Here is an 11,811-nt window from a genome sequence, read left to right on the forward strand (position 1 = left end):
CTGGCGCCCGATTTGCGGTGGCAACGCACATGAACGCCGAGCGTTTTCTGCACACCATTGACGGTATCAGTACCTGGACCGGCAAGCTCGCGGCATGGCTGGTCGTGGGTCTGATGGCTCTGGTCTGCGCCGAAGTGTTCAAGCGCTACATCCTCAACATGCCGACGGCCTGGATCTTCGACGCCTCGAACATGCTGTACGGCACGCTGTTCATGATCGCCGGCGCCTATACGCTGGCGCAAAACGCCCACGTCCGCGGCGACTTTCTCTACAGCTCGATGCGGCCGCGCACGCAAGCCGCGCTCGATCTGGTGCTCTACTTCGTCTTCTTCCTGCCCGGTATCGCGGCGCTAGTTTACGCAGGGTGGGACTACGCCATGGATTCCTGGCGTATCAACGAGCATTCCAATGTGACCGCCGAGGGTCCGCCGGTCTACCAATTCAAGTTCATGATCCCCCTGGCGGGAGCACTGGTGCTGCTGCAAGGCGCGGCGGAAATCGCCCGCGCCGTCATCTGTCTGAAGACCGGCGTCTGGCCGAGCCGGCTCGCGGACGTCTCCGAGATCGATGTCGTCGAGGAGCAGCTGGCGCACAGCGAATATGTCGATGAGGAGGCGCGCAAGGTCGCGATCGCGCGCGCGCAGAACATCGAGGAGAGCGCGCGGCAGCGCGGCATGGGCGGGGACTTGCAGCGATGAGCGATCCGGCACTCGGGCTTTTGATGCTCGTCCTCATCGTGGTCGTCATCATGATGGGCTTCCCGACCGCCTTCACCCTGATGGGGCTGGGGATGTTTTTCGGGTTCTTCGCCTACCACCGCGGCGGCGAGGCCTGGGGCGACAACCACATATTCGACCTGATGGTCCAGCGCACCTACGGCGCGATGACCAACGACGTCCTGATCTCGATTCCGCTGTTCGTGTTGATGGGCTACGTGATGGAGCGCGGCGCGCTGGTCGACAAGATGTTCTATTCGATCCAGCTTGCCTTTCGTCGTGTGCCGGCTTCGCTCGCGGTCGCAACCCTGATCGTCTGCACCTTCTGGGGCATCGCCAGCGGGCTGGTCGGCGCGGTCGTCGTGCTGATGGGCGTGATCGCCTTCAACCCGATGCTGAAGGCCGGCTACGACGTCAAGCTCGCGTCCGGAGTCATCACCGCCGGCGGCACCCTCGGCATCCTGATCCCGCCATCGGTAATGATCATTGTCTACGCGGCGGTCGCCGGCCAGTCGGTGGTGAAGCTCTATGCGGCGGCGATGTTTCCGGGCTTCTTCCTGGCCTTCCTCTATCTCATCTACGTGATCGGCTGGGCGCTGCTCAACCCGAAGATCGCGCCGAAGCTGCCCGACAGCGAGACCCGCGTGCCGGTGCGGCCGTGGATTGCCAAGCTGCAGCAGGCCTATTCCCGCAAGATGCTGCCGGCGCTGATCGCTGCGGTCGTGGCGCCGGCGAAGGCGCTGAAGATCGTCGATGACGGCATCCACCTCTCCTATCCGCGGCTGGTCAAGAATCTCGGTTTCGCGCTGGTGCCGCTGGTGCTGACGGCGGCCACGCTGTGGGCGACCTGGTGGTATGTGGTGATCCATCAGCAGCCGGACCTGCCGCCGCCGGTCGCGGCCGCGCAGCAGAAGGTCCAGGAGACGTTGCAGCCGCTCGGCGCCGGCGCCGGCGCGCCGGCCGCGGAGGAGGAGAAGCTGGAGGAACTCGGCTCGGGCGGGCGATCCGGCGACGCCGGCCGGAAGGAGCCGGAGACGCTGCAGCAGATGGGCAGCGCCGAACTCAGGAGCCAAGTCAAGGCCGTCCCCGCCGACACCGGGCCGCCGCCGGAGTTCTACACCTACTTCGCCTTCGTCGCCGGCATCTGCGCCCTGCTGCTGCTGTACTACTACTGGATCATGGAGGCCGAGCAATTCGAGGTGCTCCGGCTCCTCATCTCCTCGGTGATGCCGCTCGGCATCCTCACCGCGGTCGTGCTCGCCGTGATCCTGTTCGGCATCACCACCGCGACCGAATCGGCCGCCGTTGGCGCCGCAGGCGCGTTCCTGCTCGCGTTCCAGGCGCGGACGCTCGACTGGAAGCGCACCAAGGAGGCGGTGTTCCTGACCGCCAAGACCACCTCGATGGTGTGTTGGCTGTTCGTCGGCTCCGCGCTGTTCTCGGCGGTGTTCGCGATCCTCGGCGGCCAGGCGCTGCTGGAAAGCTGGGTGTTGTCGCTGAACATGACGCCGATCCAGTTCATGATCCTGTCGCAGGCGATCATCTTCATCCTCGGCTGGCCGCTGGAATGGACCGAGATCATCGTGATCTTCGTGCCGATCTTCCTGCCGATGCTGAAGCACTTCAACATCGACCCGGTCCTGTGGGGCGTGCTGGTGTTCGTGAACCTGCAGGCCGCGTTCCTCTCGCCGCCGGTGGCAATGTCGGCGTTCTATCTGAAGGGCGTCGCGCCAAAGCACGTCACGCTGAACCAGATCTTCTCCGGCATGATGCCCTACATGCTGATCGTCATCATCTGCATGGTGCTTATGTATATCTGGCCCGGCCTCACGCTGTGGCTGCCGAACTATCTGTACGGAAGCTGAGCTCCAGGCGGAGGGGTATCGGGGCGGCGCGGCAGATCGCGCCGTCCCGTTTTTTGTCGTCAGTGCTTCGCGAGCTCGAAGCGGTCGAGGTTCATCACCTTGCTCCACGCCGCGACGAAGTCCTTTACGAACTTCTCCCTGGCGTCTGCGGCCCCGTAGACCTCGGCAAACGCGCGCAGCTGCGAGTGCGAGCCGAAGATCAGGTCGGCACGGGTGCCGGTCCACTTGACCGCATTGGTCTTGCGGTCGCGGCCTTCATAGACGCCCTCGCCGACATGGCTCCACTGCGTGGCCATGTCGAGCAGGTTGAGGAAGAAGTCGTTGGTCAGCGTCCCCGGCTTGCCCGTGAAGACACCGTGCTTGGACTTCCTGGCGTTGGCACCGAGCACGCGCAGCCCGCCGACCAGAACCGTCAGCTCCGGTCCCGTCAGCCGCAGCAGTTGCGCGCGGTCCACCAACGCCTCCTCAGGCATCATGAACTGCTGCTTGCCGCTGACATAGTTGCGGAAGCCGTCGGCCCGCGGCTCGAGCGGCGCAAAGGAGTCGACATCCGTCTGCTCCTGCGACGCATCGGTGCGGCCGGGTGTGAAGGGCACCTTCACATCCGTGCCGCCGTCCTTCGCAGCCTTCTCGACCGCAACACAGCCGCCGAGAACGATCAGGTCAGCCAGCGAAACCTTCTTGCCGCCCTTCTGAGCTGCGTTGAACTCCTTCTGGATGGCTTCGAGCTTCGAAAGCACGGTCTTGAGCTGCGCCGGCTCGTTGACCTCCCAGTCCTTCTGCGGACTGAGGCGAATGCGCGCACCGTTCGCGCCGCCGCGCTTGTCGGATCCGCGGAAGGTGGACGCCGACGCCCAGGCCGTCGATACCAGTTCGGAGACCGACAGACCTGACGCGAGGATTTTCGCCTTCAGGGCTTCGACATCCTTGTCGTCGATCACGGGATGATCGAACGCCGGGATCGGGTCCTGCCAGATCAGCGTCTCCTTCGGCACCAGCGGGCCGAGGTAGCGCGCGATCGGCCCCATGTCGCGGTGGGTGAGCTTGAACCATGCGCGGGCAAACGCGTCCGCGAACTGATCCGGGTGCTCGTAGAACCGCCGCGAAATCTTCTCGTAGGCCGGGTCGACGCGCAGCGAGAGATCGGTGGTCAGCATGGTCGGGACACGCTTCTTCGACGGGTCGAACGGGTCAGGAATGATGGCTTCCGCGCCCTTCGCCTTCCATTGCTTCGCGCCCGCCGGGCTCGCCGTCAGCTCCCATTCATACTTGAACAGGTTCTCGAAGAAGTAGTTGCTCCACTTGGTCGGAGTTTGCGTCCAGACGACTTCGGGGCCGCCGGTGATCGCATCAGCCCCGATGCCCGTGCCATGCTTGCTCTTCCACCCGAGGCCTTGATCCTCGAGCGCGCCCGCTTCCGGCTCCGGACCGATGGAGGACGGATCGCCTGCGCCGTGGGTCTTGCCGAAGGTGTGGCCGCCGGCAATCAGCGCGACGGTCTCCTCGTCGTTCATCGCCATGCGGAAGAACGTCTCGCGGATGTCCTTTGCCGCGGCGAGCGGGTCCGGGTTGCCGTTCGGGCCTTCCGGATTGACGTAGATGAGACCCATCTGGACCGCCCCGAGCGGCTCCGAGAGCTGGCGCTCGCCGCTGTAGCGTTCGTCGCCGAGCCAGGTGCCTTCGGGCCCCCAATACAGCTCTTCGGGCTCCCAGACATCGGCGCGGCCGCCCGCGAAGCCGAACGTCTTGAAACCCATCGACTCGAGGGCGACGTTGCCTGCGAGAATCATCAGATCGGCCCACGAGATCTTGCGGCCGTACTTCTGCTTGATCGGCCAGAGCAGCCGGCGTGCCTTGTCGAGATTGGCGTTATCAGGCCAGCTGTTCAGCGGGGCAAAGCGCTGCTGGCCGGCGCCGGCGCCGCCGCGACCGTCGGTGATGCGATAAGTGCCTGCGCTGTGCCACGCCATCCGGATCATGAGGCCGCCGTAGTGGCCATAGTCGGCGGGCCACCACTCCTGGGACTCGGTCATCAGGGCGTGCAGGTCCTTGATTACAGCATTCAGGTCGAGCGTCTTGAACTCCTTGGCATAGTCGAACTCCTTGCCCATCGGATCGGACAGACCGGAATTGCGATGCAGCACCTGGACGTCGAGCGTGTTCGGCCACCAGTCGCGATTCGTACGTGTGCGAGGGCTGCCGGTGAATGGGCATTTGCCCGCGCCTTCGTCGGTTTTTGCATCCATTTTTCTTCTCCAAAGGTGGTGGATTGTGGAATGTGCTCGAAGCTTTCCAAGAACGATTCTACGCAACCCATTCCATCAGGTGAAATTGACTTTAATGATCGCTGCAATAAGATTATCTGATGATAAATGTCACACTCCGGCAACTTCGATATTTCGATGCGCTGGCCCGCCACGGCCATTTCGGACGCGCCGCGGAGGCTTGCGCGATCTCCCAGCCGGCGCTCTCGATGCAGATTCGGGAACTCGAAGAGGCCGTTGGCGGCGTGCTGATCGAGCGCGGCGCGCGGCAGGTCGCGCTGACCAGGTTCGGCGAGGAACTGTTGCATCGCGTGCGCGACATCCTGCGCTCCGTCGATGAGCTCGGCGATTTCGCGCGGGCTTCGCGCGACAGGCTTGCGGGGCGCTTGCGCGTCGGCATGATCCCAACGATCGCGCCCTATCTCCTGCCCAAGGTGATCGAGAATTTGGGCCGGCTGCATCCCGAGCTCGACATTCACGTCCGCGAGACACTGACGCCGAAACTGATCAAGGAGGTTGCCGACGGCCGGCTCGACACCGCGATCGTGGCGCTGCCGGTGTCGGAACCGTCGCTGATCGAGGTCGCGCTGTTCTCGGAGAGCTTTCTTCTGGTGCGGCCGGGCGAGTATGCGGGAACGCCGGTTCCGAGCAGCGAGAGCCTGCGCGAGATGCGGCTGTTGCTGCTCGAGGAGGGACACTGCTTCCGCGACCAGGCGCTGTCGTTCTGCAACATGCAGTCGTCGCCGCGCGAGGTGCTGGATGCAAGCTCGCTGTCGACGCTCGTGCAGATGGTCGGCGCCGGCATCGGCGTCACGCTGATCCCGGAAATGGCTGTGGCGGTGGAGACCCGATCTGCGCGTGTCGCAGTCTCGCGCTTCAGAAATCCGCAGCCCTCGCGTACCATCGGCATGGTCTGGCGCAAGACGAGCCCGCTTGCCGGACAGTTGCAACAGATTTCCGAGGTGGTCCGACTCTCGGCCGACGCGCTGCGCGCGACGGGGAATGGTGGTGCGAGAGAGACGCCGGCGAAGCGCGTGGCGGCAGCGAAGCGGAAGTAACGAGCCCGGAGGGCACTCATCCCTCATTGCGAGCCAACGGGGTGCGCGAATGCGCGCGCGCGATGACGAGCTCCGCGAGGCAATCCGTAGCACCACACGTTGAGAGATGGATTGGTCCGGCGCTTCACTGCAAAATTGCTTTGCAATCTTGTCGCGAGCTCCTCGCGCTGACGGCTTGCCACGATTATCGAACCCGTCATCCTGAGAGCGGCACGAACCTCGAAGGATGCACGGCCCGGCTGGTCGCCGTACATCCTTCGAGACTCGCGCAAGAGCGCGCTCCTCAGGAGGACGGGGATACAATTGAGCATGCGTCCACCTTCTCGCAGCATGTTTTGCCCGAGTTTTGCGTCACTTTCCGCCCTCAGTAAGTTGAGGGCACAGGGAAAGCCGGGTGCCGATCGCACCCATGGGCCCGGTGCAACAAAAAGCACCGGGGGTAGGACCACAGGTGTAACCGGAAACAACCCGGCTTTCCCTGCGCGATGGTTTTACGGTGTCCTCCGTGCTCTTCCCGGTGAGACCAGCTTTGTTGTCACCGTCGCCAGTGAGAAGCTTGCTTCTCGCTGACTTGACACCTGCATCGGGGCGTCAGAACCACACGACTTCGCCGTCCGCCTCTCGCGTGCTCGTCAATCACACGCTCAAGCGTCCACCGCATCTCGACCCAACGCCCGTGACGATCGCGAAGCGCCCCTCGATCGGGTGAGACGGGCGGAATTGAACACCTGATTTGCCCGACGACGGAAGCGAAATATTTTTCGACTGAGGACTGGACGGGCTTTCGAGTGATTTGCCCGTCGTGTCGAATTTACCACAACTCACTTCGCCCTGAGCGCCTTCTCGTGGGCCTCCAGCGCCGATGCCATCAGCTTCGGCAGGTTCTTGGCGTAGAGCTCGATGAATGTCGCATCGCCGCAGGCGTCCGGATTGCGCGCGGCCTGCTCAGCGATGCGCGCGGCCTTGGCCTCGCATTTTGCGAACATGTGCCAAAACCAGTCCGCGTTCTCGGAAAGCGCGGCCTTGTTCTTCTTGATCACGGCGGCCCCGACCGCGCTCATCGCGCTTACGGCGCCCGCGCTCAGCGTGCTGATGGCGTGCGGGTTGAGGATATCTTCGCGCGCCTGCGCGTGGGCATTGGCCGCGGTCGCTCGTCCCTTGTTCGGCATGCTCGGCTCCCTGTTCTACTCGCTCGATGCGAGCGAGCATCGGCCCGGGAAGTTGACGAACACTCAAGAGATTTGGGGTGAAAAACGTTTGGGATTCTGCTCCGGTTTTATGATTTTCAGAGACATCCGGGAACTTCATTTGGTCGCGAGTTCCGCTTTCAGGAAGCTGACGGAGCGGTCGATCGCGTCATCAGCGGCGGAGCTGGTCCGGACAGGCCACAAGATCGAATCGCATCATGATCTCATCTCTTTGCTTGAGCATGATCTCCGCGCAAGCGCTCCGCGTTCGTCGCGAGGGAACTTTTCCGGATCATGTGCCAGCCTCACCGCTCGCCGGTCACACGCCAGATCACGTTGCCGACATCGTCGGCCACCAGCAGCGAGCCGTCGGGGCCGAGCGCGACGCCGACCGGCCGGCCATAGGAGACCTTCTCGTCTGCTGCGAGGAAGCCGGACAGGATGTCGCGCGCGGGACCTGACGGGCGGCCGTTCTCGAACGGCACGAACACGACCTTATAGCCTGACAGCGTCGAGCGATTCCACGAACCGTGCTGGCCAATCACCATGCCGTCCGGAAAGCCCGGCAGCGTGCCTGATGGCATCCAGCACAGCCCGAGCGAAGCGGTGTGGCCGCCGAGCGCGTAGTCCGGCTGTATTGCCTTCGCAACCATTGCTGGATCCTGCGGCACCCGGTCGTCAACCGTCTGGCCCCAGTAGCAATAGGGCCAGCCGTAGAAGCCGCCGTCGTGCACCGAGGTGAGATAATCGGGTGGCGTCTCGTCGCCGAGGCCGTCGCGCTCGTTGACGACGGTCCAGAGCACGTTTGCCGTCGGCTCCCATGCGAGCCCCACCGCGTTGCGCAGGCCGCTCGCAAAGATGCGGCTCTTGCCGCTTGCAATATCCAATTCGTAGATCGCGGCGCGACCCTGCTCGACCTCCATGCCGCTCTCGGCGATGTTGCTGAGCGAGCCGACGCCGGCATAGAGCTTCGTGCCGTCAGCACTCGCCAGCAAGCTGCGCGTCCAATGCCCCCCGGGCTTGAAGGCAACGAGCTTTTTCCCCGCCGCGGTGATGCGGTCCGCGCCCGCCGCGTAGGGAAACGCGACCACGCCGTCGGTATTGCCGACGTAGAAGGTGTCGCCGACCAGCGCCATGCCGAATGGCTGGCTCAGTCCCTCCATGAACGCGCCGCGCGTTTCGGCAACGCCGTCACCGTCCTTGTCGCGCAATAGCGTGATGCGGTTGGCGCTGGCGCCGAGCGCGGCCGCGCGCCGCATCGTCGCCTGCATCGCATAGTGGAACAGCGTCCTGACCGGGCCTGCGATCTGCGTCGCCTCGGCCACCAGCACGTCGCCATTGGGCAGCACGTCGATCCAGCGCGGATGGTCGAGGCCATCAGCGAATGCGTTGACCTTGAGCCCGGGCGCCGCGGTCGGCTTCTGCCCGGGATCCCAGCCCCTTGCCGTCGGCATCTTCAGCGTCGGGATCGCGCCTTGCGGCTTCGCCGTGGGAATCTCCGGCGCATCGCCCCAGGCCGGCTTGGGCTGCGCGCCCTGCTGCCGGCGCCACAGCAGCGCACCGGCGCCGACCAGCGCAACGATGCGCGCGAAAGTGTGGGACATGCTCATGAGATTCCTCTGTGATGTTGCGCGGACGCGTTGCAGCCCCGAACGGCTGGTTGACCCCGCCGATCACTTACCCACCCGGAACCCGAAGCAGCTTTGGCACAATGGCGAACCGGTGGACAACAATTATACGATCTTTGTGGCCGGCACCGAATCACCGAGACTGCATGCGCGTTCCTGTCAGAACGCTTCCTCCCTGACACCTTTGCCCGCCGCACTGGCGGGCTCCCTTTCCGACCGGTACACACGACCGTTGCGCGGAGCGGGCGCTATAGCCAACATGGCATAACGGGTCAGCGCACAGCGCAACGCTGCTCATCCGCCCGATGTCCCCGCTTCATGATCAAGCCGATCGCCACCGAGACAGGCTGAGGCGCGTTCACGTACTCGCGTACGCGAATTGATCGGGAAATCCGGAACGCCGTTCACGTCACCGTCGTTGGTTTCGACACCAGCATGGAGCATGTGAATGCAACAGAAGATCAAGATCCTGTCCCTCGTCGCGGCGTCGCTGATTGCAACGACGGCCGGTGCGTTCGCGCAAGGTTACGACGCTTACGGTAACCCCGTGGGGTGGGACCGAGCCGGTCCGCGATACGAGTCCGTTCAACCGCGGGCGATGTACTACCCGGGTCAGCAATATCAATATTACGGGTCGCCGAATGGCACCAACCACCCGACACCGAGTTCGACGCAGGGCGATGTCGGTCCTGACGGTAACAACAACGGCACGCTGACCGGCCGTTACAGGCAGTGGTAACCACAGACAAGGTTGAGGCCCATCGCTCTGGTTGAACGATGGGCCCTTTTCCTTTTTCGCCGAGCGAAATCTCACAAGGCGGTGATGATGCTCACTTCACCATCGCGCCATAGACGATGTCCTGCACCTGCTCGCGATAATATTTGCGAAGTTCGCCGGGCGCCGCCGTTCCCACCACCACGACGAGGCGTTCCTTCGGATCGCAGAAGAACTGCGTACCGTAGGCGCCATTCCAGGTGAACTCGCCGGGATTGCCCGGCACCGAGGACAGGCCCTCGGTGGTGCGCACGGCCACGCCAAGACCGAAGCCGAAGCCGCCGCGATGCGGTTCGAGATTCGCGACGTTGTTCTTGATCTCCGGCCCGAGATGGTTGGAGGTCATGTGGTGAACCGTCTTGGGGCTCAGGATACGCTTGCCGTCGAGTTCGCCGCCGTCGAGCAGCATCTGACCGAAGCGGACATAGTCGCCCACAGTGGCGAAAGCGCAGGCCCCGCCACAGTCAAATTTGGTTTGCGCATCGAGAAGCTTGATCGCCTGCGGCTTGCCGGTCAGCGGATCGTTGGGGAACGGACGGGCGAGACGTTCGCGCTGGCCCTCGGCGGGGTGGAAAGTGGCGTCTCTCATGCCAAGCGGCTGCCAGACAGTGGCGGCGAGATAGTCGCCAAGCCGCTGTCCCGACACTTTCTCGACGACGGCGCCCAGCACGTCAATCGAGAAGCCATATTCGAATTCGGTCGACGGCTGATGCGCCAGCGGCAGCTTCGTCATGCGATCGACGAAGGCCTGCGTATCGCCCTCGAGCGCGGGCGCGGTGCCGTCAGGATAGAGGCGCGCGAGCGGGCTCGAGGAGTCCGGCCGTCCGCCGTACATCAGGCCGGAGGTGTGTCGATAAAGGTCGTGAATGAAGATCGGCGACGCCTGCGGATCCATCTTCAACGAACCATCCGCCTGCGGCACGCCAACTTTCATGTCGGCGAAGCCCGGATAATAGTCCGCCAGTTTCGCCTGCAGCGGCAGGCGGCCCTGCTCCATCAGCGTCAATCCCGCAACCGCGGCCATCGGCTTCGTCATCGAGGCGAGCGCGAACACGGCATCTATCGGCATCGCCGTGCCTTTCGCCGGGTCAAGCTCGCCATAGGCCTTGTAGTGCACGAGCTTGCCGTCGCGCGCGATCGCAACCACCGCACCGGGCACGCGCTTGGCCGCGATCTCGCGGGCGAAGAAATCGTCCATCCGCGACAGGCCAGCTTGCGAAAAGCCGACTTCGTCCGGCTTTGCCTCAGGCAGCGGCGCCGCATGGGCGACATCGAAAACGACGCCGGCGGCAACAGCCGCGGCAATTGCGAGTTTCTTCATTGGTTCCTCCCAAACAGGGCTCGGGCGATTGTTTTGAAGTTCAGTGCCCGCGGGTCATAGGCTTAGATCACGCGCGAAAGAGCGGCAACGGCTTTATGCCGTTCCTATGAGATCGCCTCACCTCCGCCCTCGAAATAATATTCGCGCCAAAAGATATTGGACCGACAAGCTTCGCAAGCGCGCCACGCCGACCGATTGCCGACTTTGCCGACAGCCGAAACCGGAGTGTGCCGACTGCGTCAATCAGAAGGAAACGCCAACATGAAGCTCGTCGAACCTCCCTCGTGCAGTTCGCCCTCGATCGTCGTCTTTGTCGGCAGAAACCGCAGGGGACAGTGGGTTGCGCAGCAACAGAACGGACTCTATGGCGGGCTGTTCGTCAGCCGCGCGCAGGCCATCAAATACGCCCTGTTCGAGAACGGCCGGCATCCGGAGACCATCGTCGAACTGTCGCGCGAGATCGAGCTCGACTTGGGCACGCAGCCGCAAGCCGGCATCGCGCGTCGCGCCGCCTGACACCGCGCACTCCTCAAGGAGTATTCCAGTGCTCCAGCTTCATTCTTCCACGTCCGAGCGCGACCAGGTGGTCGACACCATAATCACGCTCACGCATCTGTCGAATCTCAATCGCGCGATTGTCGCGGGCCTCGACAGCACAGAGCTGTATGTCGACCTGCGCCGGCGCGGCTTCGTCCGGATCGGACTGCCCTCGACGTTCCGCTTGCGCAAGGCGGTTTGCGCGGTTGGCCTCATCACCGTGCGGGACTCGTTCGCCGAGTTCGAGTCGGCGCTGGCCCAGGTCGCGCCGTCTCTCGGCACCAGCGCGATGATCGCCGTGCTGATCAGGTCGGACCCGAGCGGATTTGCGTTGAATATCCGCAAGAAGCTCGAACAGCTCGGCTTCCGTATCGAGGCGGGCGTCAGGTGCCATCGGGGCCTCGTGCTTTCTGCCGGCCGGCAGGCCTTCGGCCACATGGAATGCGCGGCGTAAGGCGCC

The 11,811-nt window shown here is 63.8% G+C and carries 10 protein-coding genes; 6 read left to right on the forward strand and 4 right to left on the reverse strand.

Annotated elements, in window-relative coordinates; translation table 11 throughout:
• The first annotated feature begins 29 nt into the window (after nt 1–29).
• Together JQ553_RS26020 and JQ553_RS26025 are read left to right on the forward strand one after the other, a co-directional pair.
• Entirely contained in the window at nt 30–698 is a 669-nt protein-coding gene (locus tag JQ553_RS26020) for a TRAP transporter small permease subunit (protein WP_212502878.1), read from the forward strand.
• The gene (locus tag JQ553_RS26025) at nt 695–2,581 is read left to right on the forward strand and encodes a TRAP transporter large permease subunit (protein ID WP_212502879.1); all 1,887 of its coding nucleotides are present in this window, start codon (nt 695–697) and stop codon (nt 2,579–2,581) included. Before JQ553_RS26020 ends, JQ553_RS26025 begins: the two co-directional genes overlap by 4 nt.
• A gap of 59 nt (nt 2,582–2,640) precedes the next feature.
• On the opposite strand, the gene katG is transcribed toward JQ553_RS26025, so the two are convergent.
• Nucleotides 2,641–4,827, reverse strand: coding sequence for a catalase/peroxidase HPI (gene katG, locus JQ553_RS26030; protein ID WP_212502880.1), 2,187 nt, complete (start codon nt 4,825–4,827; stop codon nt 2,641–2,643).
• Between the two features lie 119 nt (nt 4,828–4,946).
• Between katG and JQ553_RS26035 the strand changes: the two genes are divergently transcribed.
• Complete coding sequence (locus tag JQ553_RS26035; RefSeq protein ID WP_212502881.1) at nt 4,947–5,903, forward strand: LysR substrate-binding domain-containing protein; 957 nt, start codon at nt 4,947–4,949, stop codon at nt 5,901–5,903.
• Between the two features lie 821 nt (nt 5,904–6,724).
• On the opposite strand, the gene JQ553_RS26040 is transcribed toward JQ553_RS26035, so the two are convergent.
• Both JQ553_RS26040 and JQ553_RS26045 read right to left on the reverse strand, forming a co-directional pair.
• Entirely contained in the window at nt 6,725–7,072 is a 348-nt protein-coding gene (locus JQ553_RS26040; RefSeq protein ID WP_212502882.1) for a hypothetical protein, read from the reverse strand.
• 323 nt (nt 7,073–7,395) lie between these two features.
• Entirely contained in the window at nt 7,396–8,700 is a 1,305-nt protein-coding gene (locus JQ553_RS26045) for a sorbosone dehydrogenase family protein (RefSeq protein ID WP_212502883.1), read from the reverse strand.
• A 466-nt stretch (nt 8,701–9,166) separates the two neighbouring features.
• Between JQ553_RS26045 and JQ553_RS26050 the strand changes: the two genes are divergently transcribed.
• Nucleotides 9,167–9,457 carry a hypothetical protein gene (locus JQ553_RS26050; RefSeq protein ID WP_212502884.1) on the forward strand — a complete coding sequence of 97 codons (291 nt, stop codon included), beginning with the start codon at nt 9,167–9,169 and terminating at the stop codon, nt 9,455–9,457.
• 91 nt (nt 9,458–9,548) lie between these two features.
• On the opposite strand, the gene JQ553_RS26055 is transcribed toward JQ553_RS26050, so the two are convergent.
• Nucleotides 9,549–10,814 (reverse strand): serine hydrolase, encoded by a 1,266-nt coding sequence (locus JQ553_RS26055; RefSeq protein WP_212502885.1) that lies wholly within the window; start codon nt 10,812–10,814, stop codon nt 9,549–9,551.
• Between the two features lie 261 nt (nt 10,815–11,075).
• Here JQ553_RS26055 and JQ553_RS26060 point away from each other — a divergent pair, with 261 nt between their 5' ends.
• Together JQ553_RS26060 and JQ553_RS26065 are read left to right on the forward strand one after the other, a co-directional pair.
• Nucleotides 11,076–11,330 (forward strand): hypothetical protein, encoded by a 255-nt coding sequence (locus JQ553_RS26060; protein WP_212502886.1) that lies wholly within the window; start codon nt 11,076–11,078, stop codon nt 11,328–11,330.
• Nucleotides 11,331–11,358: 28 nt separating this feature from the next.
• Nucleotides 11,359–11,805 carry a hypothetical protein gene (locus JQ553_RS26065; RefSeq protein WP_212502887.1) on the forward strand — a complete coding sequence of 149 codons (447 nt, stop codon included), beginning with the start codon at nt 11,359–11,361 and terminating at the stop codon, nt 11,803–11,805.
• Nucleotides 11,806–11,811 lie beyond the last annotated feature (6 nt).

The organism is Bradyrhizobium lablabi, assembly GCF_018131005.1.
Taxonomy (GTDB): Bacteria; Pseudomonadota; Alphaproteobacteria; order Rhizobiales; family Xanthobacteraceae; genus Bradyrhizobium; species Bradyrhizobium lablabi_D.

Excerpts from the sequence above, each read along its gene's own strand:
- JQ553_RS26020 (WP_212502878.1), top strand. The coding sequence starts at position 30 with ATGAACGCCGAGCGTTTTCTGCACACCATTGACGGTATCAGTACCTGG.
- JQ553_RS26025 (WP_212502879.1), top strand. The coding sequence starts at position 695 with ATGAGCGATCCGGCACTCGGGCTTTTGATGCTCGTCCTCATCGTGGTC.
- katG (WP_212502880.1), bottom strand. The coding sequence starts at position 4,827 with ATGGATGCAAAAACCGACGAAGGCGCGGGCAAATGCCCATTCACCGGC.
- JQ553_RS26035 (WP_212502881.1), top strand. The coding sequence starts at position 4,947 with ATGATAAATGTCACACTCCGGCAACTTCGATATTTCGATGCGCTGGCC.
- JQ553_RS26040 (WP_212502882.1), bottom strand. The coding sequence starts at position 7,072 with ATGCCGAACAAGGGACGAGCGACCGCGGCCAATGCCCACGCGCAGGCG.
- JQ553_RS26045 (WP_212502883.1), bottom strand. The coding sequence starts at position 8,700 with ATGAGCATGTCCCACACTTTCGCGCGCATCGTTGCGCTGGTCGGCGCC.
- JQ553_RS26050 (WP_212502884.1), top strand. The coding sequence starts at position 9,167 with ATGCAACAGAAGATCAAGATCCTGTCCCTCGTCGCGGCGTCGCTGATT.
- JQ553_RS26055 (WP_212502885.1), bottom strand. The coding sequence starts at position 10,814 with ATGAAGAAACTCGCAATTGCCGCGGCTGTTGCCGCCGGCGTCGTTTTC.
- JQ553_RS26060 (WP_212502886.1), top strand. The coding sequence starts at position 11,076 with ATGAAGCTCGTCGAACCTCCCTCGTGCAGTTCGCCCTCGATCGTCGTC.